The sequence below is a fragment of the Altererythrobacter sp. C41 genome (assembly GCF_016803135.1).
Classification (GTDB): Bacteria; Pseudomonadota; Alphaproteobacteria; order Sphingomonadales; family Sphingomonadaceae; genus Pelagerythrobacter.
Map to the genome: position 1 here is coordinate 87,879 of NZ_JAEVFE010000004.1, position 19,870 is coordinate 107,748.

Consider the following 19,870-nt stretch of genomic DNA (forward strand, 5'->3'; position numbering starts at 1 on the left):
CTGATACATCCATTCCGGACCAAAGCTGGATGCGCGACATGCCGCGTGTCGAGCGCCGGGCATAGGGGATCGCAGCTAGCTAAAATCTTGAAAACAGAGCGACTGTGATGCCGTAAGAAGCGCTGCTTGGGTGCATCGCTGCGCGGCATGGGCGGGCAGCAGATCATTCACATCGTCGAACCCGAAGACGACCTGCGCGCGCAGATCACGCAGGTCGCCGCCGCGCTTGGCCATCACGTGGAAATCTATACCGCGATCGACGAGGTGGCCGATGACCAGCCCGACCGCGGGCTGCTGCTGGTCAGCGATTGCGATCGGTGGGGCGGCATTGCGAAGAGTGTACGTTATCTGGTCCGGCAATCCGTCTGGCTGCCGGTGATCGCGACCGCGGCGGCGCCGGCAACGAGCCGGGTCGTCGCTGCCGTTCGGGGCGGGGCGCTCGACTATCTCGACTTGCCCCTGACGCGCGAAGCGTTGAGCGAGGCGATCGACCGGGCGGCGATCGAAGCACCGGATCACGTCGCCTCCCAGCGGCGGCTTGCCGAAGCGCGCCGCCATATCGCCGCGCTTACCGGGCGCGAGCGCGAGGTGCTCGATCTGCTGACCGAGGGCTTGAGTAACAAGGCCATCGCCCGCGAGCTTGGGATCAGTCCGCGCACGGTGGAGATTCACCGCGCGAACATGATGGCCAAGCTTGGGGCGCGGCATCCGGCGGATGCGGTGCGGATACGGCTCGATGCCAGAAAGTGACCGCGCCTGCGGTCAGCGGCAGAACCCGCCGTCGCCGCCGCGCTCGAGATGGAAGTGATTGCGATGCGCGGCGTTGTATTCGGGGCCGAGGACGGTCTCGAACCGTTTGCAGGCGCTGCGCTGGACGATGCGCAGGAACTCCCGCTCGGCAGACGTTCCCTCGTCCCAATCGTCGAGCACGCTCACCCTGCGGCCATCGGCGAGGATGAAGGCCGCAACGTCGATCGCCTGGGCCTGGGAGTGGGCGGAGCGCCGCGAACTGCCGGCGACGTTGCGGCAAGCATAGCTGCCCATCGTCTCGACCTGCACGATGGGGCTGCCGAGATATATGCGCGCGGCGCGGTCGACGCCGTAGCGGACCCAGCCCGTGAATGCCGTCGCGGTCGGGCAGGCGACCGGACCAAGGTTGGTGACGGAGAACATGCCGCGATCGCCCGGCAACCGGGTGAGATCCACAGTGTTGAGCAGCGAGCAGCCCTGGCCGGCATAGCGGTCGGGCAGCGGACTGAAGCCGGCCCCGGTCGCGCCGAGATCGGCCAGGCATTGCCGCGCCGCGGGGCTTGGAGACACAACCGCTCCGCTCGACGGCTCGCGCGGCCGCTGCGGACTGCGGCTTTCGGGCAGGACCTGGCAAGCGCCGAGTGCCACCAGGGCAAGGCAGGAAAGGATCGCGCGCCGCATTGCCGAAATCCTTGCCGCCCCGATGGTTAATCCAGCCTTGCCCGCATGCGCACGCCGCCGCCGATCAGTTCGCCGATAGGGGACGCGGCACGGAGGAGGCGGTTGCGAGGCTCACGCCCCAGATCGCCAGCCACGATGCGATGAAGCCCGGGATGATCTCGTAAACGCCTTCTCCGCCGAGGAAGCTCGTGTTCCAGCCGAGCGCGATCCACGCGATCACCACCACCGCGCCGGTGACGAGTCCGGCCGCGGCACCCGTGCCCGTCATCCGATTCCAGGTCAGCGAGAGCACGATCAGCGGCCCGAATGCCGCACCGAAGCCGGCCCAGGCGTTGGAGACGAGGCCAAGGACCTGGCTTTCGGGATCCGAAGCGAGAATGATCGCAGCGATGGACACCAGCAGCACGGCGAGGCGACCAATGTTGACGATCTCGCGTTCGCTGGCGTTCTTGCGCAGGAACAGCCGGTAGAAATCCTCCGTCAGCGAACTCGACGACACGAGGAGCTGCGAACTGATCGTGCTCATGATTGCCGCCAGCAGCGCCGCCAGCAGGAAGCCCGTGATCAGCGGGTGGAACAACAGGTTGGCGAGCACGATGAAGATCGTCTCCGGATCGTCGATGGCGAGGCCGTTGCGCACCATGTAGGCGCGGCCCGCGAGGCCGATGCCGAGCGCGCCGAGCAGGCACACGAGCATCCAGCCCATCCCGATGTTCCTCGCGACGGCGACGTCTTCCTTGCTGCGGATCGCCATGAAGCGGACGATGATGTGCGGCTGACCGAAGTAGCCGAGACCCCACGTCACTGCGGAGAGGAAACCTATGAAGGTGAGGCCGTAACCGATGTCGAGAAAGCCCGGTTGCACGAGGGTCAGTGACTGCCCCGCGCTGCCGCCCGGGCCGAACATCACCACCAGCGGCATCAGGATCAGCGCGACCATCATGATCAGGCCCTGCACGAAGTCCGTCAGGCTGACCGCGAGGAAGCCGCCGACCATCGTGTAGGCGAGCACCACGCCGGCGGTCAGCCAGACGCCGAACGTGTAGTCGCTCATCCCCATGTCACCGAACGCGCCGGCGAAGCTCGTCGCGAACAGCTTGCCGCCGCCGACGAGGCCGGCCGCGGTGTAGACGGTGAAGAACACGACGATGATGACAGCGGAGATGACCCGCAGCGTGATCGCCTTGTCCGGAAAGCGGTTGGCGAGAAATTGCGGGATAGTCAGCGCATTGCCGTAGTCGATCGTCTGCTGGCGCAGCCGCGGTGCGACGACGATCCAGTTGACCAGCGCACCGATGAACAGGCCGATGCCGATCCACGCCTCGACCAGTCCGGCCACGTAAAGCGCGCCGGGAAGGCCGAGCAGCAGCCAGCCCGACATGTCCGAAGCGCCTGCGCTAAGTGCGGCGACCGCCGGATGGAGCTGTCGTCCCCCTAGCAGGTAACCTTCCGACGTTTCGGTCGATTTCCGCCAGGCATAGAGCCCGATCGCGAGCATGAGGATGAAATAGAGGGCGAGTGAAATGATTGTTCCCGTCTGCATGGGCAGCGGGGTAACAAGGTTGCGTGGCGATGACCACCGGCGCGCGGAAATTCGCAACGAATTCGCTGCTCGAGCCATGCTGGCCGAGCATTATTTCGCCGCGACAAGGGCTGCTGCAAGGATACTGCGCCGAGCGTGCGTTTCCGGGCGTGGCGATGGTCCGCTACCGTTTTGCTCGGCAGGCAGGGTATTCGCCACGCCTCGGCGGCTTGCGTCTTACGCTTCGGCCTTGCGCTTGGCCTTCTTGCGCTCGTGCGGGTCGAGGATCGCCTTGCGGAAACGAATGCTCGTCGGCGTCACTTCGACCATCTCGTCGTCGTCGATATAGGCGATCGCCTGTTCCAGACTCATCCGGCGCGGGGGGGTGAGGCGGATCGCATCGTCCTTGCCGCTCGAGCGGAAGTTCGTAAGCTGCTTCGACTTGAGCGGATTGACCTCGAGATCGTCGGGCTTGGCGTTCTCGCCGATGATCATGCCTTCGTAGACCTTGGCCTGGGGCGAGATGAACAACTCGCCGCGCTCTTCCAGCGCGTTGAGCGCATAGCCGACGGCCTCGCCCGCGCAGTTGGAGATCAGCACGCCGTTGATCCGGCCCTCGATCGGGCCCTTGTAGGCGTCGTACTTCTCGAACAGGCGGTTCATGATCCCGGTGCCGCGCGTGTCCGACAGGAACTCGCCGTGATAGCCGATCAGACCGCGGCTCGGGGCGGAAAAGGTCACGCGCGTCTTGCCGAGGCCCGAGGGACGCATTTCGACGAGGTCCGCCTTACGGCGCTGCATCTTCTCGACGACGGTGCCCGAATATTCATCGTCCACGTCGATCACGACCGTCTCGTAAGGTTCCTGCCGCTGGCCGCCTTCCTCGCGGAACAGCACGCGCGGGCGGCTGATGCCGAGCTCGAAACCCTCGCGCCGCATCGTCTCGATCAGCACGCCGAGCTGAAGCTCGCCGCGGCCGGCGACTTCGAAGCTGTCCTTGTCGGCGCTCTCGGTCACGCGGATCGCGACGTTGCTTTCCGCCTCGCGCAGCAGACGGTCGCGGATCATGCGGCTGGTGACCTTGCTCCCCTCGCGCCCGGCGAGCGGGCTGTCGTTGACAGAGAAGCGCATCGCCAGCGTCGGCGGATCGATCGGCTGGGCCGCGATCGGCGCCTTCACCGCCGGGTCGGCGATGGTGTTGGAAACGGTCGCCTTCTCCAGCCCGGCAAGCGCGATGATGTCGCCGGCGCGCGCGCTGTCGACCGGCACGCGTTCGAGCCCGCGGAAGGCGAGCAGCTTGGTCGCGCGGCCGGTTTCGATCACGTTGCCGTCCATGTCGAGGGCGTGGATCGGATCGTTGACGTTGACCGTGCCCGACTGGACCCGGCCGGTGAGTACGCGGCCCATGAAGTTGTCGCGGTCGAGCAGTGTAGCGAGGAAGGTGAACGGGCCGTTCTCGTCCAGACCGGGGGTGGGGACGTGGTTGACGATCCGCTCGAACAGCGGGTCGAGCGTGCCCGAACGCGCCTCCTGATCGTTGCTCGCATAGCCGTCGCGGCCGCTGGCGTAGAGCACCGGGAAGTCGAGCTGCTCGTCGTTGGCATCGAGGCTGACGAAGAGGTCGAACACCTCGTCGAGCACTTCCTGCGGGCGGCCGTCGGGCCGGTCGATCTTGTTGACCACCACGATCGGGCGCAGGCCGAGCGCGAGCGCCTTGCCGGTGACGAATTTGGTCTGCGGCATTGCGCCCTCGGCGCTGTCGACCAGCAGGATCACCCCGTCGACCATGGAGAGGATGCGTTCGACCTCGGCGCCGAAATCGGCGTGGCCGGGCGTGTCGACGATGTTGATGTGCGTGCCGTTCCATTCCACGCTGGTGCACTTGGCGAGGATGGTGATCCCGCGCTCGCGTTCCAGATCGTTGGAGTCCATCACGCGTTCCTCGACGCGCTGGTTCTCACGGAATGTGCCGGACTGGCGGAAAAGCTGATCGACAAGCGTGGTCTTGCCGTGGTCGACGTGGGCGATGATGGCCACGTTGCGAAGGGCGCGGGACATGGGCGGAAGCCTTAAGAATGAGGTACGGTGCGGGTCGTTGGTTGTGTGCGAGGCCAATGGACTCCGCGAGCCCGACCCAAGGTGGCGCGCGCCCTAGCGGATATGCTGCAATGCGGCAAGATATTCGTCGGCATAGGCATGCCGCCGATTTGAAATGATCACGGCGCTCGCCGGCGCCTATTCGTTCGCCGCCGCCCCCGGATGCACACGCGGTTTGATCGGCGGCATGCGCAGTTCGATCTCGCCCTTGCTGATCTCGACCGAGTGGGGATAGGGGATCTCGATCCCCTCGGCGTCGAATGCTTCCTTGATCCGGTGGAGCATGTCGGCGCGGTACTGCAGGTAGTCGTCGGTCGCGATCCAGGCGCGCGCGGAGATGTCGACCGAGAACTCGCCGAGGCTTTCCGTCCCGAACCAGAGCGGCGGGTCCTGCAGGGTGCGCGGATCGTCGCCCATGACCTCGCGCAGCACCTCGATCGCCTTGTCGATGTCGTCCTCGTAACCGATGCCGACGACGATGATGCAGCGGCGGCGGCCCATGGTGGTGAAATTGACGATCGGATTGGCGAGCGCCTGACCGTTGGGGATGAATATCCGCCGGTCGTCTAGCGTTTCGAGCTCGGTGAACAGCAGGTCGAGATTGGTGACTTTGCCTTCCTGGCCGTTGATCTCGACGAACTCTCCGATCCGGTAAGGGCGCATCAGCGCGAGGATGATGCCCGCAGCGACATTGCCGAGCGTGCCCTGAAGAGCCAGCCCGATCGCCAGCGCCCCCGCGCCGAGCACCGCGACGAGGCTGGTCGTCTGCACCCCGAACTGCTGCAGGACGACGATCAGCACCAGCGCAATGACCGCGTAGCGGATCACCAGTGACAGGAAGGTTCCCAGCGTGGAATCGATGTGCGGATGATTGAGCGCCTGTCGCCTGACGACCCGCGACAGGAAGAATGCGAACCACAGGCCCGCCGCCAGGATGAGTCCGGCCGAGAGCACCCGCGCGCCCCAGACGATGGCGAGATCGGTCAAATCGAAATCCATAGGGCGCATCGTTAGGTTTGGTCGCGGCGGCGATCAACCCGCCGAGCGGCTCCTGCTGGGCGTGCACGTCGTGGCTGGCCCGGCCCACTGTGACTCGAAAGGCACAGCGCTTGCGTCGGTGAAGCGAAAAAGTCACAAGAACTTGAGAGGTTTCTTTCCGGAACCTAATCACGAGAGAAGGGATCGCGGCCCCGAATCCCGGCAGGTCGCAGTTTCACCATTGGAGAGGACATTCATGCGTTTCACCGCTTCCGTTCGCACGGCGCTGCTCGCAGGCGTCGCCGGCATCGCTCTTCCGACATCGGCCTTCGCGCAGGCGGCGGTCGATCCGGCCGAGCCCAACGGCGATCAGGACAGTTTCGAGCAGCAGGCCGACAGCGCCACGGGCAACACGATCGTCGTCACGGCGACCAAGCGCGAGCAGACGCTGCAGGACGTGCCGGTCGCGGTGAGCGTGACGACCGCCGAGACGATCGAGCGGGCGCAGATCCGCGACATCCAGGACCTGTCGAGCCTCGTCCCCAGCCTGCGCGTGACCACGCTGCAGAGCTCGGCCAACACCAACTTCATCATCCGCGGCTTCGGCAACGGCGCGAACAACGCCGGCATCGAGCCGTCGGTCGGCGTGTTCGTCGACGGCGTCTACCGCAGCCGCACCGCCGCGCAGATCTCCGACCTGCCCGACGTGCAGCGGGTCGAGGTCCTGCGCGGGCCGCAGTCGACCCTGTTCGGCAAGAACGCCAGCGCCGGCGTGATCTCTATCGTCACCAAGAAGCCGGAGTTCGACTTCGGCGGCTCGGTCGAGGCGTCCTACGGCAACTTCGACGCGATGGTCGGCAAGGCGCTGATCACCGGTCCGGTGACCGACAGCATCGCGATGAGCCTGGCGGCGGGCATCAACAAGCGCGACGGCTATCTGCGCGATCTCGGCACGGGCAATCGCACCAATGACCGCGACCGCTGGTTCGTGCGCGGGCAGGCGCTGTTCGAGAACGGCGGTCCGCTCTCCGTCCGCCTGATCGGCGACTACGACAAGATCGACGAGATCTGCTGCGGCGTGATCAACGTCCAGCCCTCGGCCGCGACCGCTGCGGTTCGTGCGGTGGGCGGCGAGGTCAACACGCCCGAGCAGATCTACGATGGGATCGTCTATTCGAACTTCGATTCGACCAACGACATCGAGAACTGGGGCATCTCCGGCCAGGTCGATTACGAGTTGGGCGCGGTCACGCTGACCTCGATCACCAGCTACCGCGAATCGCATGCGATCACCAACCAGGATTCGGACTTCACCAGCGCGGACCTGATCGGCCGCAAGTTCGACGATATCGGGCTCGAGACGTTCACCCAGGAACTGCGCGTCTCGGGTGAGATCGGCGACCGCATCGGCTTCCTCGTCGGAGGCTACTACTTCGACGAGAAGGTCGATCAGAAGAGCGAGATCTTTTTCGGCGAAGACTTCCGCCCTTACGCCGACCTGCTGATCCGCGGGGCGAGCGGGAATGCCTTCAATGTCGATCTGGTCGAAGCCACGATCAGCGGCCTGACCGGCGAGAACTACATCGGGCAGTTTTTCCTGCCCGGTCAGGGTCTCGACGAGGCCTACGGGCTCGACAACGAAGCCTACAGCCTGTTCGGCCAGGTGGACATCGACATTGTCGACGGCCTGACACTGACGCTGGGTGCGAACTACACCAAGGACAAGAAGGCGATCACCACCAACGTCACCTCGAGCGACGTGTTCTCCGGCCTCGACCTGCAGGACATCGGCCAGACGGCGATCTTCCAGCAGGGGCTAGCGACGCAGGTGGGCGGCCTGCTCGGTCTCGGGCGTCCGGCCACTGCCGCGGAGATCGGTGCATTCGCCGGCGCCAACCCGGCCGGCTTCGCAGCGGTTCAGTCGGGTGTCCAGGCCTACGCCGAGGCGAACGCGGCAAACCCGGCGGTGAACCCGCTGCTGGCGCTACGCCCGCTGCAGTTCCTGCCGCCGTTCCTGAACCTGCCCAACTCGGTCGAGGACGGCAAGACGAACGACAGCGACTGGAGCTATACCGCGCGGCTGGCCTACGACCTGACGCCGACGCTGAACGTCTATGCGTCTTACGCGACCGGCTTCAAGGCGAGCAGCTTCAACCTGTCGCGCGACAGCCGTCCGCTGGCGAGCGACATTCCGGCGCTCGGCCAGGCCGGGCTGATCACGCCGAACCTCACCACCGGTTCGCGCTTCGCGGGGCCGGAGGAATCGACGGTCTACGAGCTCGGCATCAAGGGCAACTGGCGTTATGCGTCGGCGAACCTGACGGTGTTCCAGCAGACGATCGACGGCTTCCAGTCGAACATCTTCACCGGCACCGGCTTCGCGCTGGCGAACGCGGGCGAGCAGGAGACCTTCGGTGTCGAGTTCGACGGTCTCGTTCGTCCGACCGACTCGTTGTCGCTCAACGTCGCTTTCACCTACCTCGATGCGAAGTACAACAGCTTCACCAACAGCTCGATCGGCGACCTGTCGGGCTTCCAGGTGGCGGGCGTGCCCGAGCTTTCGGCGACGTTCGGCGCGCAGTGGGACAAGGAGATCAATGCCAATGGCGATCGCCTGATCGTCCGCGGCGACTACCACTACGAGTCCGACACGCAGATCTCGCAGGGCCTGCCGGGCTATTACGACGGCGATCAGGAAGCGGCGATGGCCGCGGCCCGGCCGTTCCGCCGCCAGGTGGACGACGTGAACGCCTCGATCACCTACGCGATGGACATGGGGCTGGAGTTCACGCTGTGGGGCCGCAATCTGCTCAACGACCGCTATCTGCTCTCGCTGTTCGATTCCGTGGCGCAGGCAGGTTCGATCTCGAGCTATCCGAACCAGCCGCGCACGTATGGCGGCACGGTCAAGTTCCGCTTCTGAGGCGGGCTGGCATTGCGAAAAGGGGAAGGGGGGCTTCGGCTCCCCTTTTCTTTTATCGGGCCGGGGGAGGAGATGGGAGCGGGCTCGGCTTCGCTGAGCGGGCCTAGAGCGCTCGCAGCGCCTGCGCGGGCTTGGCTCTGAGGAGCGGCAGCGAGCCTGCCAGGGCGAAGATCAGGACCACTGCAAGTCCGGCGCCCAGCACCGCCAGCATGGCACTCCAGTCGGGTAGCCAGTCGAATTCGAAGAGCTGGGTGATCACGAGCCAGGCGAGCGCGCTGCCGAGCGCGAAAGCGACCGCGGCGAGGGCCGAGGCGAGGAGGCCGTATTCGGCCAGTTGCATGACGAGTACCTGCCGCCGGCTCGCGCCGAGCACGCGCAGGATCACGGTGTCGTAAGTCCGGGCGGCGCGGGCGGCGGCGATGGCGCCGATCAGTACGGCGAGCCCGGCGAGCACCGCGACCGAGGCGGCGGCGAACGTCGCGAGCCCGACCTGGCCGAGGATCGTGCGCGCTTCGGTCAGGATCTGTCCGACCTCGATCACCGAGCTCGAGGGAAACTCGCGGACCAGCCGGCGGAGCAGGGGTCCTGTCGGCGCGCCTTCGGGAAGGTCGATCGTCGCGGCGAGATTGTGCGGCGCGTCGGCGAGCACATTGGGGCTGAACACGAAGACGTAGTTGAAGCCCATGCTCTCCCAGTCGATGCGCCGCAGGTTGGCGACCCGCGCGGTGCGCTCCACCCCCAGCACGCCGACGGTGATGTAGTCGCCGACCTCGATGCCGGCTGCGGCCGCCAGTTCCTCGTCGACCGAGACCAGCGGTTCGCCGGCCCACATCGGACCCCACCACTCGCCTTCGACCACGGCGTTGCCGGGCGGCACCCTGTCGGCGTAAGTCAGCCCTCGTTCGCCGCGCAGGCCCCAGGCACCGTCGGGAATCTCCTCGAGGTCCGCAACGCGCGTCATGGCGTCTCTCGGCCCATAGGCGAGGACCGCGCCGCGCAGGGCGGGTACCGTGCGAATTTCCGCGTCCGGCTGATCGTCGCGTATCAGCGTCTCGAACGCCGCCACGCGATCGCGGGGAATGTCGAGCACGAAGTAGTCGGGCGCCTGCTGCGGCACGCGCCGCTCGATATTGCCGCCGATCGCGGTCTGAATGCCGGCCAGGAGCACGAAGGCGGAGAGGCCGAAGCCGAGCGCCGTCACCAGCGCGCCGGTCGAGGAACCGGGGCGGTGGAGATTGGCGATCGCATTGCGCAGCAATGGGCTCGCAGGACGGGGCAGCCGCGCGGCCGCGTAGCGGATGCCGTGGCCGAGCAGGGCCAGCAGCCCCAGCGTCGCCGCCGCGCCGAGAAGAAACAGGGCCGCCAGATCGGGCTGGCGCGAAGTCAGCAGGACGAGCGCCACGATCCCCGCCAGCCCGCCGAGCACCCAGCCCAGCGCGGTGCGGTCGCGCATCAGCGGCGCCACCCGGGCGCGCATCAGCGCCATGGCCGGAAAACGGCGCGCGCGCAGCAGCGGCGTCGCGGCGAAGACCAGCGCGACCAGCAGCCCGTAACCGGCCGCGAGCAGCAGAGCGCCCGGCGCGAAGACGAAGCCGCCCTCGACCGGCAGCAGGTCCTGCAGCGCGGCGGAGAGCAGGGGCGTGACCAGCAGCCCCGCGGCAAGCCCGAGCACGCTGCCGACCACCGCCGCAGCCGCGATCTGCAGCGCGTAAATGCGCGCGATGTCGCCGCTCGTGGCACCGAGCACCTTGAGCGTAGCGATGCTGGTCCGGCGCGCTTCGAGATAGGAGGTCACGCCGCCGCCGATGCCGATCCCGGCGATGACCAGCGCGGCGAGACCGACCAGCGTGAGGAACTCGCCCATGCGCCCGACGAAACGGTCCGCGCCGGGCGAAGCGCGGTCGCGCGTGCGGAAGTCGAAGCCGGCTTCGGGAAAGCGCTCCGTCAGCGCCTCTTCCACCGCTTCGGGATCCCGGTCCGGCTCGAAAGCGACCCGGTACTTGCTCTGATACATCGCGCCCGGCGCGATCAGGCCCGCGCGGTGGGGCAGGGCGACGTCGACGATCACCGTCGGGCCGAGCTGAAAGCCTTCGGAGAGCCGGTCGGGTTCGTCGGCGATGACGCCAGCGGCGGTCAATTCCTGCGTGCCGATGCGGAAGCGCTCGCCGATTTCGATCCCGAGCCGGTCGATAGCGCCCTGCGCGAGCCATGCCTCGCCCGGCGCGGGAGCGCCTACGGTGCGGCCGTCGGCCAGCGTCAGCGTGCCGTAGAGCGGCCATGCGTCGTCGACGGCCTTGAGTTCGACCGGCGCGGCGTTGTCGCCCGCGGTCGCCATGGCCTGCAGCCGCGTGCCGCCCGATATGCGGCCGTATTCCGCGAGCGCCGCCTTCTCCTCCGGCAGCAGGTCGCGCTGCCAGACCTCGATCTCGAGATCTCCCCCGAGCAGCACCTGCCCCCGGTCGGCCAGTTCGCCCTCGATCGCCCCCGTGAGCGTTCCGATCGCCGCGAGCGCTCCTGTGCCGAGGAACAGGCACACGAGCAGCAGCCGCAGTCCCTTGAACCGCGCATTGAGATCGCGCCGCGCGATCCGCCAGGCCGTGGACCACCTCATTTCGCGGCCCGCGTCCAGAATGCGTCCTTCGAGACGCCGCTTCGAGACGCCGCTTCGCGGCTCCTCCGCCGCTCCTCAGGATGAGCGGGGTAGTTCACAATCCGCTCATCCCGAGGAGAGACTGAGCGAAGCGCCGCAGGCGCGAAGTCGAAGGCTCGTCTCGAAGGACAGGTTCGTCCGCCTGACCCCATCTCACCCACGGCGGTCGCTCGCGATACGGCCGTCTTCGATCGTCACCACCCGGTCGCAGCGCTCGGCCAGCTCCGGATCGTGCGTGATGACGAGCAGGGTCGCGCCGGTCTCGGCGCGGCGGGCGAAGAGAAGGTCGATGATGCCGTGTCCGGTCGCGACGTCGAGATTGCCGGTCGGCTCATCGGCGAAGATGAGGCTGGGGCGAGGGGCCGTGGCGCGGGCGATGGCGACGCGCTGCTGCTCGCCGCCAGAAAGCTGGGTCGGGAAATGGTCGAGCCGGTGGCCGAGGCCGACGGCTTCGAGTTCGGCGCGCGCACGAGCCTGCACGTCGCTGTCGCCGGCAAGCTCCATCGGCGTCGCCACGTTCTCGAGCGCGGTCATGGTGGGAAGGAGGTGAAAGGCCTGGAGCACGATTCCGATGTGCCCGCGCCGGGCGAGCGCCAGCGCGTCCTCGTCCATCGCGGCGAAGTCTTGCCCCGCCACCGTCAGGCTTCCGCCGCTCGCCCGCTCCAGCCCCGAGAGGACCGCCATGAGCGAGCTCTTGCCCGAACCGGAGGGGCCGAGCAGCGCGAGGATTTCCCCCTGCGCAACGTCGAGGTCGACGCCGCGCAGGATGTCGACCGGAGCGCCCGTCTGGCCGAGAGTGAGGGTGAGGTTGCGCGCGGAAATCGCGAGAGAGGGGTTTGTCACAGCCCGGCGATGGCATAGGCAGGCGCCACGAACAAGGAGCCTTGCCGATGCGTCTCAGCCGTCTGTCGATTGTCGCCGTCCTTGCACTGGCCGCCTGTGGCGGCGAAGCGCCGCAGCGCGAGCCCGCGCCCGCGGCGGAGCAGACGGCGGACGCGGTCCCCGTCACCGGGCCGCAGCGGCACATCCTCGCTTTCGGCGACAGCCTCTTCGCCGGCTACAACGTCGCGAAGGAGGAGAGCTACCCCGCGCGGCTGGAGGCGGCGCTGCGGGCGCAGGGGATCGACGCGCAGGTCGCCAATGCAGGCGTGTCGGGGGACACGACGGCCGCTGGACTTCAGCGGTTGGCCTTCACGCTGGATTCGCAGGAAGAGACGCCCGATCTCGTGATCCTCGAGCTGGGCGGGAACGACCTTCTGCGCGGGCTCTCGCCCGAAGAGACGAAGGCCAACCTCGCGAGCATGCTCGATATTCTCAAGCAACGCGGCATTCCCGTCCTGCTGATGGGCATGCGCGCGCCGCCGAACTATGGACCGGAGTTCCAGCAGGCGTTCGACGCGCTCTATCCTGCGCTGGCGGCGGAGTATGGCGTGGAACTGGTGCCGTTCTTCCTGGAGGCGGTCTACGATCAGCCGCAACTGATCCAGCCGGACCGGATCCATCCGACCGCAGAGGGGATCGAGACGCTGGTGCAGGCGACGGCAGGCGAGGTGGCGGAGGCGCTGCCGGAGGAGGAGGCTCCGGAGGACTAGCATTCCGTCTTCCCGTCATCCGGTGGTTGCGGGCCGGAAATGCATGAGTGGGGGATTCTGTTGCTAGGCTCCCCCGGGCCCCCGGTTTCCGATTCTGTTACCCGGTTCGGTCCGAACCGTGCTCTTAGCTTTGTAAATTCAGGCCGTTAGGCCGTCACATTACGCAGCGAGAGCAAGTGCTTCGTTGTCGTTGGCACTTATGAGTTTTGAGCCTTTAACGGGTTACTCAGCCCGGGCGAAAACAGTGCTTTTCAACACACGTCGATCCTGGTTCGGCCCCGTCAGAACCCGCACTTTCGCGCGGTTTTTGGTGGAGCCGCCGGGTACTGCCCCCGGGTCCGTTGTGCCTATTGCACACCGCAGTTTATCGCCATAGCCGGTCGAAACCGGCGAGACCCTATATAGGCGCTGGCGGATGAATGTGAAGTGGACGTGGATCGTCCGCCGATCCACCGTCGCGCCCTGCGTAGACAGGGGCCAGGCACTATCCGAAGCAAGCACGGCAGAGCCCTGGATCGAACCCCGCCTGCTTGGCGGTCGCCGCTCAGCCGCGCTTCTTCAACTCGTCGCGAATTTCGGTGAGCAGCTCGATCTCGGTCGGGCCGGCGGCTTCCTCCGGCGGGGCCTTCTCGAATTCGGCGAGCACTTTCTTGGTGTAGCGCACGAGCAGGAAGATGATGAAGGCCAGGATCAGGAAGTTGATCGCCGCGGTGACGAATGCGCCGTAACCGATCATTGCAGCGCCCGCTTCCTTGAGTGCGGCGTAATCGCTCGGCGATCCCGTGTAGCCCCCCGGCGTGCTCAGCAGGATGAAATAGTTCGAGAAGTCCGCGCCGCCGAATATCCATCCCACAAGCGGCATGATGACATCGTCGGTCAGCGAAGTGACGATCTTGCCGAAGGCCGCGCCGATGATCACGGCGACGGCCAGGTCCATCACATTCCCCTTGGCGATGAACGCCTTGAAATCCGCCATCATGTCCGGTGCGCCTCCTCGTTCCAGCTTCGGCTCGATAAATGTTTCTTACATCATCGACGCACGCTGCCAAGCCCGCGGCGCCGCTTGAAAAGCGCTATCGGTGTGCTATCTGCGCAATACAGATGCTCGCAGGGCGCGATGCGCCCGCACAAGGGGAGCCTTCGATGAACTGGAAGTCCGTCCGCCGTTTTTCGCTCGTCGCACTCGCGTCGCTCGGCCTGGCCGCCTGCGGGATCAATTCGGTCCCGGCCGCCCAAGAGAACGCCAAGGCCAAGTGGGCCGATGTGGAGGCGGCGTTCCAGGAACGCGCGAATCTCATCCCCAACCTGCAGCAAATCGTCCTTTCGTCCGCCGAGCAGGAGCGCGAGACGCTCAATCAGGTGATCGAAGCGCGTGCCTCTGCCACCCGGCCTGAGATCCAGGTGGACGGGGACGACCTCTCCGATCCCGCCGCCATGGCGCAGTACCAGCAGGCGCAGAACACGCTCGGCGGCGCGCTGAGCCGTCTGCTCGTCTCGGTCGAACGCTATCCCGAGCTGCGCAGTCAGGAGAACTTCGGCCGCTTCATGACGCAGATTGAAGGGCAGGAGAACCGCATCCGCGTCGCCATCCGCGACTACAACGAGGCGGTGCGCCAGTATAACACCACGATCCGCACCTTCCCCGACACGATCGGCGCGAACATCATCCATGGCGCCGAGCCGATGGTGCCGTACGAGTCCGTGACCCCCGGCGCCGAAGTCGCCCCCACGCTCGACATGGGCGTCGGCGGCTCTGCATCCGGAGCCGATGCCGGCGCCAACGACAACACCGCCGAACTGCCCGCCGCCGCGGCGAACAATTGATCGCCCGCCGGACAGGCGCGATGCGTGAGCTGGCTCGCCTGCTCCTGATCCTCGCTGCGGCGGTCGGCTTTGCGTTGCCCGCCGCCGCGCAGGAATTTCCCGAGCGCGGGAGGGCGCCGGTGGTCGATGCGGCAAACGTGATCGACGACGCGACCGAAGCGGCGCTGACGCAGAAGCTCGACGCGTTCGAGCAGCGCAGTCAGCGGCAGTTCGTGATCGCCACGATCCCCGATCTCCAGGGATACGACATTGCCGACTACGGCTATCGTCTCGGCCGCGCCTGGGGATTGGGCGATACCGAGAACAACGACGGCATCATCCTGATCGTCGCGCCGAACGAGAAGCGGATGCGGATCGAGGTCGGGTATGGCCTCGAAGGCGTGATCCCCGACGGGCTGGCGTTCGAATATATCGAAGCGATGAAGCCCTATTTCCGCGAGGGCGACTATTCGGGCGGCATCGCGATGGCCGCGGACCGGATCATCAACCAGCTCGAGCTGCCGCCCGAGGAAGCGGCGCAAGTCGCCGCGCAGGCCGAGCAGGCGCGCGAGAGCGACGGCGGGTTCCCGTTCGGGGCGCTGATCTGGATCGCCTTCATGTTCTTCTTCTTCGTCCTCCCGATGCTCGGGCGCGGGCGCAAGCGGCGCTATCGCGGCGGCGGAGTCGGCGACGCGGTTGGCAACATCATCCTGTGGGAAGCAGGACAGGCCGTTGCGCGCGGCTTAATGGATAACGACGACTGGGGCGGCGGTGGCGGCTTTGGAGGTTTCGGTGGCGGAGGAGGAGGCGGCTTCGGCGGCTTCTCCGGCGGCGGCGGTAGTTTCGGAGGCGGCGGCGCCTCCGGGGGGTGGTAGGCGATGCAGTACCTGACAGCCGACCAGCACCGGATCGTCACCGAAGCGGTTTCCGCGGCCGAAAGCGAGACCTCGGGCGAGATCGTCACCGTGCTTGCCGACCGGTCGGACGATTACAACGATATCGCCCTGCTGTGGGCGATCGCCGCGGCCTTTACGGCGATGAGCGTGGTGGCGCTGTTCCCCGACTTCTTCCTCGGCGAGGTCGACTGGCTGATGGGCGGCTGGACCCACGAATGGACCGCCGGGGAGCTGTTCGGCATGCTCACCGCGCTCGGCCTGATCAAGTTTGCCGCCGTCTGGGCGATCCAGCTCTGGCAGCCGCTCAAGTTCTGGCTCGTGCCTGGCCCGGTGAAGGACGCGCGCGTGCATGCCAAGGCCGTGAAGCTGTTCAAGGTCGGGGCCGAGCGGCGCACGCATGGACGCACGGGCGTTCTGATCTATCTCTCGATGCGCGAGCATCGTGCGGAGATCGTCGCCGACCAGCCGATCGCCGAGAAAGTCCCGGCCGAGGTCTGGGGCGAGGCGATGGCCGACATGCTCACCGAGATCAGACAAAGCCGCCTGGCCGAAGGCATGGCCGCCGGCGTGCGCGATGTCGGCAAGGTTCTTGCCGGTCAGTTCCCGCGCGCGGACGACGACATCAACGAGCTGCCGGACCGGCTGATCGAAGTCTGATGGCGGCCGACCAAGACGCGCCAGAGCAGATCGTCTGGCAGGGCAAGTACCTCATCACAAAGAAGCGCGGCCGGTGGGAGTACGTCGGCCGGGCGCGCGGCATTCGCGCCGCGGCGATTCTCGCGGTAGAGGACGGCCATGTTCTGCTTGTCGAGCAGTACCGCGTGCCGCTCGGCAAGGTCTGCCTCGAACTGCCTGCGGGGCTGATCGGGGACGACGAGGGCCTGGAGGGCGAGGAGGCCGAAGCGGCCGCCACCCGCGAGCTCGAGGAGGAAACCGGCTACCGCGCCGAGCGGATGGAAAGCTGCGGCGAGTTCTTCTCCTCGCCCGGCATGGTCAGCGAGAGCTTCACGCTGATGCGTGCCCGCGGACTGACCAAGGTGGGCGACGGCGGCGGCACCGACAGCGAGGACATCACCGTCCACCGCGTGCCCCTTGCCGATCTGCCGCGGTTCGTTGCCGAACGGCGCGCGCTGGGGCACGGCATCGACGTGCGCATCGCCATGCTGCTGGCGAGCGGCTTCATCGGAGAGGACTGATATGGCGGGCAGGTGTGCGGGCAAGCTGGCGCTGGTGACGGGCGCGGCGCAGGGCCTCGGCGCGGCGCACGCGCGGCGGCTGGCGGAAGAAGGCGCGCGCGTGCTGTGCACCGATCTCAACGGCGGCGGCGCGGCAGAGACGGCCGATGCGATCAACGAAAGCTGCGGCAGCGGCACGGCCTTCGCGATCGCGCACGATGTCACCGATCCGGACGATTGGGCCGTGGCGGTCGAGGCCGCGCGCGAGCAGCTCGGCGGGCTCAACGTGCTGGTCAACAACGCCGGGATCGGCGTCGGCGGCAATATCGAGACCTGCGATTTCGAGGACTGGAAGCGCTGCTTCGCGGTCAACGTGGATTCGATCTTCCACGGCTGCCAGAAGGCCCTGCCGCTGATGCGCGAGCATGCGCCGGGATCGATCGTCAACATCTCGAGCATCGCGGGGCTGATCGCGAGCGACACGATGCCCGCCTACAATGCGAGCAAGGCCGCGGTGTGGATGCTGACCAAGTCGATCGCGCTGCACTGCGCGAAGAACAATATGGGCATCCGCTGCAACTCCGTTCACCCGACGTTCGTCGACACGCCGATCCTGGACGGAACGGCGCGGCACCACAATCTCGACAAGGATGTGCTGCTGGAGAAGCTGGCGCGGCAGATTCCGCTGAAATTCGTCGGAGAGCCGGACGATATCGCCAACGCGGTGGTCTATCTGGCCAGCGATGAAAGCCGCTTCATGACCGGGGCGGAGCTCAAGCTCGACGGCGGTATCTCGGCGATGTGACGGGCCCCCGCCGGGGACCCGTCAATCGGCGATCAGTGCGATCGCGAGGTAGACCAGGATCAGCGATCCGAACCCGATCAGCGTGCCGGCGACGAAGCCGATGCGGACCCAGGTGGCATTGATCCCGAAGTAATCGGCGATCCCGCTGCAGACGCCGAAGAGCTTGCCATTCCGCTTGTCGAGATGGAAGCTGCGCTCCGGCGCCACGGCGGGGCGGTTGCGCTCGGGCCGGCTCATACCAGGATGCCGGCCGGGCTGGCGGGGACGATCGCGGCGGCGAAGAACACGGCCGAGACGGCGAAAGCGGAGACCGCGGCGAGGACCCGGTTGCTCATCTGATTGAACGATTGCATCGAAACTCTTCCCTTCCTTGTGTCGTTCGAGGGCCAATCCCGCGAACATCCCATGCTTTGCACGTCGCGTGCCAATTTACGAAAATGGCAGAATTCCGCCATTTCCCGAACCTGCATAGAAAGTTCACCGGTCGTTCATCGCCGAGGGTTGGGAAATTTCACCATATGTCGGTATCGGGAGAATCCGATAGTCTTGGCAAGGCGGCCCGGCTATCGCCCGCGCTCCGATGGCGCTCGACCTGATCACCCTCTCCGACTTCCGCAACCACGTGCGCAGCGAGCTGTCGGGGACCGCGCATTTCAACCTGCTCACCGGGGAGAACGGTGCCGGCAAGACCAATGTGCTCGAGGCGCTCTCGCTCCTCGCGCCGGGCCGCGGCTTGCGCCGTGCGCCGCTTGCCGAGATGGCACGCGGCGGCGGCGCGGGCGGCTTCGCGATCGGTGCCTCGCTCGCGGCTGACGGCGGCGAGCCGGTGCGGCTTGGCACCTTTGCCCGTCCTGACCGCCCGAACCGGCGGCTGGTGCAAGTCAACGGCGCGGAGGCGAGCGCGGCCAGTCTCGGCGAATGGCTGGCGGTGAGCTGGCTCACCCCGGCTATGGACCGCCTCTTCACCGACAGCGCGGGCGGGCGGCGACGCTTCGTCGACCGCATGGCGTTCGCACTCGATCCATCGCATGCTCGGCATGCGACCCGCTACGAGGCCGCCCTGCGCGAGCGCAACCGCCTGCTGTCGGACGACACGCCGCCGGATCCGGTCTGGCTCGACGGGGTCGAGCGTCATCTCGCCGAACACGGCAGCGCGCTGGCTCATGGCCGTGCGCGGACGATCGCCGCAGTCGCCGAGGCACTGGCCGAGCTACCCGAGGAACCGTTCGCACGTCCCGCGCTCGCCTATACGGCGGGTGGCCCGCTCGATCAGGCAAACCTCGCCGTCGCCCTACGCGAAAGCCGCCGCCGCGACCGCCAGGCCGCGCGCACGCTCACCGGTCCGCATCGCGACGATCTCGACGTCACCATGGCGGGTAAGGGCGCGCCCGCTGCGATCTGCTCGACCGGCGAGCAGAAGGCGATGCTGATCGCGATCACCCTCGCGCACGCCGAACTGGCGGCCAAAGGGCGGCCCGGCGTACTGCTCCTCGATGAAGTCGCCGCGCACCTCGACCCTCTGCGGCGCGAGGCGCTGTTCACCCGCCTGCGGACAGGGGGCGCACAAGCGTGGCTGACAGGCACCGAGCGCGCACCTTTCGCGGGCATCCAGGGGGAAGCAGCGATGTGGGAGGTTTCCGCCGGAGCGGTCACCTGCGCTACCTGAGCCGGAGCATCGATCGCTCGGTCATTCCGGCTTTCGCCGGCTGACTTCAGGACTTGGGAGCGTTGGCGGCGGAAGCGGTTTCCGCGCGTTCCCGTTCATAGCGCAGCGCGTCGAGGATCTTCGCGCCGGCGAGGAACACTGCGCCGGTGCAAGCAAGGAAGAGGAGCTTGCCGCCCCAACCGGGGAACTGCTCGAGGTAGGCGGATCCGCGCGCCGTGGCACCGAGGGCGAGTGCATAGATAATCAGAAAGGCTTCGGCCCGCGTCTTGATGACGAATAGCCGGCCGACCTTCCTGAACATTCACATCCTTTCGTTTGCCGCGGGCAGCGTT

The 19,870-nt window shown here is 66.9% G+C and carries 19 protein-coding genes and 1 other RNA gene; 9 read left to right on the forward strand and 11 right to left on the reverse strand.

Going from position 1 to position 19,870, the window contains the following annotated elements; genetic code table 11:
• Positions 1–126 precede the first annotated feature (126 nt).
• Entirely contained in the window at positions 127–750 is a 624-nt protein-coding gene (locus tag JNO53_RS09025; RefSeq protein WP_238401785.1) for a response regulator transcription factor, read from the forward strand.
• Positions 751–762: 12 nt separating this feature from the next.
• On the opposite strand, the gene JNO53_RS09030 is transcribed toward JNO53_RS09025, so the two are convergent.
• From JNO53_RS09030 to JNO53_RS09045, 4 genes are all read right to left on the reverse strand, one after another.
• Positions 763–1,431 (reverse strand): extensin family protein, encoded by a 669-nt coding sequence (locus JNO53_RS09030; RefSeq protein WP_203109931.1) that lies wholly within the window; start codon positions 1,429–1,431, stop codon positions 763–765.
• A 64-nt stretch (positions 1,432–1,495) separates the two neighbouring features.
• Entirely contained in the window at positions 1,496–2,974 is a 1,479-nt protein-coding gene (gene putP, locus JNO53_RS09035; protein WP_203109933.1) for a sodium/proline symporter PutP, read from the reverse strand.
• A gap of 216 nt (positions 2,975–3,190) precedes the next feature.
• Positions 3,191–5,011, reverse strand: coding sequence for a translational GTPase TypA (gene typA / locus JNO53_RS09040; protein WP_203109939.1), 1,821 nt, complete (start codon positions 5,009–5,011; stop codon positions 3,191–3,193).
• A 177-nt stretch (positions 5,012–5,188) separates the two neighbouring features.
• On the reverse strand, positions 5,189–6,049 hold the full coding sequence (locus tag JNO53_RS09045; protein WP_203109945.1) for a mechanosensitive ion channel family protein: 861 nt from the start codon (positions 6,047–6,049) through the stop codon (positions 5,189–5,191).
• A 235-nt stretch (positions 6,050–6,284) separates the two neighbouring features.
• Here JNO53_RS09045 and JNO53_RS09050 point away from each other — a divergent pair, with 235 nt between their 5' ends.
• On the forward strand, positions 6,285–8,951 hold the full coding sequence (locus JNO53_RS09050; RefSeq protein ID WP_203109952.1) for a TonB-dependent receptor: 2,667 nt from the start codon (positions 6,285–6,287) through the stop codon (positions 8,949–8,951).
• A gap of 103 nt (positions 8,952–9,054) precedes the next feature.
• Here the strand turns inward: JNO53_RS09050 and JNO53_RS09055 are convergent, their stop codons facing one another.
• Both JNO53_RS09055 and JNO53_RS09060 read right to left on the reverse strand, forming a co-directional pair.
• The gene (locus JNO53_RS09055) at positions 9,055–11,562 is read right to left on the reverse strand and encodes an ABC transporter permease (protein ID WP_203109954.1); all 2,508 of its coding nucleotides are present in this window, start codon (positions 11,560–11,562) and stop codon (positions 9,055–9,057) included.
• A gap of 192 nt (positions 11,563–11,754) precedes the next feature.
• Positions 11,755–12,444, reverse strand: a complete 690-nt coding sequence (locus JNO53_RS09060) for an ATP-binding cassette domain-containing protein (protein ID WP_203109956.1) — start codon at positions 12,442–12,444, stop codon at positions 11,755–11,757.
• Between the two features lie 47 nt (positions 12,445–12,491).
• On the opposite strand from JNO53_RS09060, the gene JNO53_RS09065 reads away from it, so the two are divergent.
• Entirely contained in the window at positions 12,492–13,193 is a 702-nt protein-coding gene (locus JNO53_RS09065) for an arylesterase (RefSeq protein ID WP_203109958.1), read from the forward strand.
• 83 nt (positions 13,194–13,276) lie between these two features.
• Here JNO53_RS09065 and ssrA read toward each other — a convergent pair.
• Positions 13,277–13,623, reverse strand: a transfer-messenger RNA (tmRNA) gene (gene ssrA / locus JNO53_RS09070).
• A gap of 114 nt (positions 13,624–13,737) precedes the next feature.
• The gene (gene mscL, locus JNO53_RS09075; protein WP_203109960.1) at positions 13,738–14,172 is read right to left on the reverse strand and encodes a large conductance mechanosensitive channel protein MscL; all 435 of its coding nucleotides are present in this window, start codon (positions 14,170–14,172) and stop codon (positions 13,738–13,740) included.
• Positions 14,173–14,336: 164 nt separating this feature from the next.
• On the opposite strand from mscL, the gene JNO53_RS09080 reads away from it, so the two are divergent.
• From JNO53_RS09080 to JNO53_RS09100, 5 genes are read left to right on the forward strand one after another with little or no spacing between them, the layout of a single operon-like run.
• Positions 14,337–15,017 carry a LemA family protein gene (locus tag JNO53_RS09080; RefSeq protein WP_203109962.1) on the forward strand — a complete coding sequence of 227 codons (681 nt, stop codon included), beginning with the start codon at positions 14,337–14,339 and terminating at the stop codon, positions 15,015–15,017.
• 20 nt (positions 15,018–15,037) lie between these two features.
• Positions 15,038–15,871, forward strand: a complete 834-nt coding sequence (locus JNO53_RS09085) for a TPM domain-containing protein (RefSeq protein ID WP_203109971.1) — start codon at positions 15,038–15,040, stop codon at positions 15,869–15,871.
• A 3-nt stretch (positions 15,872–15,874) separates the two neighbouring features.
• A complete protein-coding gene (locus JNO53_RS09090) occupies positions 15,875–16,549 on the forward strand; it encodes a TPM domain-containing protein (protein WP_203109973.1) in 675 nt (224 codons plus the stop codon).
• Positions 16,549–17,088: an NUDIX hydrolase gene (locus JNO53_RS09095; protein ID WP_203109975.1), complete on the forward strand. Its 540-nt coding sequence runs from the start codon at positions 16,549–16,551 to the stop codon at positions 17,086–17,088. The genes JNO53_RS09090 and JNO53_RS09095 overlap by 1 nt, the downstream gene beginning before the upstream one ends.
• Position 17,089: 1 nt before the next feature.
• Positions 17,090–17,872, forward strand: a complete 783-nt coding sequence (locus JNO53_RS09100) for an SDR family oxidoreductase (protein WP_203109976.1) — start codon at positions 17,090–17,092, stop codon at positions 17,870–17,872.
• Positions 17,873–17,893: 21 nt separating this feature from the next.
• Here JNO53_RS09100 and JNO53_RS09105 read toward each other — a convergent pair whose 3' ends face one another.
• Positions 17,894–18,109 carry a PspC domain-containing protein gene (locus JNO53_RS09105; protein ID WP_203109983.1) on the reverse strand — a complete coding sequence of 72 codons (216 nt, stop codon included), beginning with the start codon at positions 18,107–18,109 and terminating at the stop codon, positions 17,894–17,896.
• Positions 18,106–18,225 (reverse strand): recombination protein F, encoded by a 120-nt coding sequence (locus JNO53_RS09110; protein ID WP_191984679.1) that lies wholly within the window; start codon positions 18,223–18,225, stop codon positions 18,106–18,108. The genes JNO53_RS09105 and JNO53_RS09110 overlap by 4 nt, the downstream gene beginning before the upstream one ends.
• 227 nt (positions 18,226–18,452) lie before the next feature.
• On the opposite strand from JNO53_RS09110, the gene recF reads away from it, so the two are divergent.
• On the forward strand, positions 18,453–19,538 hold the full coding sequence (recF, locus tag JNO53_RS09115) for a DNA replication/repair protein RecF (RefSeq protein WP_203109985.1): 1,086 nt from the start codon (positions 18,453–18,455) through the stop codon (positions 19,536–19,538).
• 46 nt (positions 19,539–19,584) lie between these two features.
• On the opposite strand, the gene JNO53_RS09120 is transcribed toward recF, so the two are convergent.
• Positions 19,585–19,839: a hypothetical protein gene (locus JNO53_RS09120; RefSeq protein WP_203109987.1), complete on the reverse strand. Its 255-nt coding sequence runs from the start codon at positions 19,837–19,839 to the stop codon at positions 19,585–19,587.
• Positions 19,840–19,870 lie beyond the last annotated feature (31 nt).

Bases quoted from the DNA above. Each gene is read 5' to 3' on its own strand.
- JNO53_RS09030 (WP_203109931.1), bottom strand. From the start codon at position 1,431: ATGCGGCGCGCGATCCTTTCCTGCCTTGCCCTGGTGGCACTCGGCGCT.
- putP (WP_203109933.1), bottom strand. From the start codon at position 2,974: ATGCAGACGGGAACAATCATTTCACTCGCCCTCTATTTCATCCTCATG.
- typA (WP_203109939.1), bottom strand. From the start codon at position 5,011: ATGTCCCGCGCCCTTCGCAACGTGGCCATCATCGCCCACGTCGACCAC.
- JNO53_RS09045 (WP_203109945.1), bottom strand. From the start codon at position 6,049: ATGGATTTCGATTTGACCGATCTCGCCATCGTCTGGGGCGCGCGGGTG.
- JNO53_RS09050 (WP_203109952.1), top strand. From the start codon at position 6,285: ATGCGTTTCACCGCTTCCGTTCGCACGGCGCTGCTCGCAGGCGTCGCC.
- JNO53_RS09055 (WP_203109954.1), bottom strand. From the start codon at position 11,562: ATGAGGTGGTCCACGGCCTGGCGGATCGCGCGGCGCGATCTCAATGCG.
- JNO53_RS09065 (WP_203109958.1), top strand. From the start codon at position 12,492: ATGCGTCTCAGCCGTCTGTCGATTGTCGCCGTCCTTGCACTGGCCGCC.
- mscL (WP_203109960.1), bottom strand. From the start codon at position 14,172: ATGATGGCGGATTTCAAGGCGTTCATCGCCAAGGGGAATGTGATGGAC.
- JNO53_RS09080 (WP_203109962.1), top strand. From the start codon at position 14,337: ATGAACTGGAAGTCCGTCCGCCGTTTTTCGCTCGTCGCACTCGCGTCG.
- JNO53_RS09085 (WP_203109971.1), top strand. From the start codon at position 15,038: ATGCGTGAGCTGGCTCGCCTGCTCCTGATCCTCGCTGCGGCGGTCGGC.
- JNO53_RS09090 (WP_203109973.1), top strand. From the start codon at position 15,875: ATGCAGTACCTGACAGCCGACCAGCACCGGATCGTCACCGAAGCGGTT.
- JNO53_RS09095 (WP_203109975.1), top strand. From the start codon at position 16,549: ATGGCGGCCGACCAAGACGCGCCAGAGCAGATCGTCTGGCAGGGCAAG.
- JNO53_RS09100 (WP_203109976.1), top strand. From the start codon at position 17,090: ATGGCGGGCAGGTGTGCGGGCAAGCTGGCGCTGGTGACGGGCGCGGCG.
- JNO53_RS09105 (WP_203109983.1), bottom strand. From the start codon at position 18,109: ATGAGCCGGCCCGAGCGCAACCGCCCCGCCGTGGCGCCGGAGCGCAGC.
- JNO53_RS09110 (WP_191984679.1), bottom strand. From the start codon at position 18,225: ATGCAATCGTTCAATCAGATGAGCAACCGGGTCCTCGCCGCGGTCTCC.
- recF (WP_203109985.1), top strand. From the start codon at position 18,453: ATGGCGCTCGACCTGATCACCCTCTCCGACTTCCGCAACCACGTGCGC.
- JNO53_RS09120 (WP_203109987.1), bottom strand. From the start codon at position 19,839: ATGTTCAGGAAGGTCGGCCGGCTATTCGTCATCAAGACGCGGGCCGAA.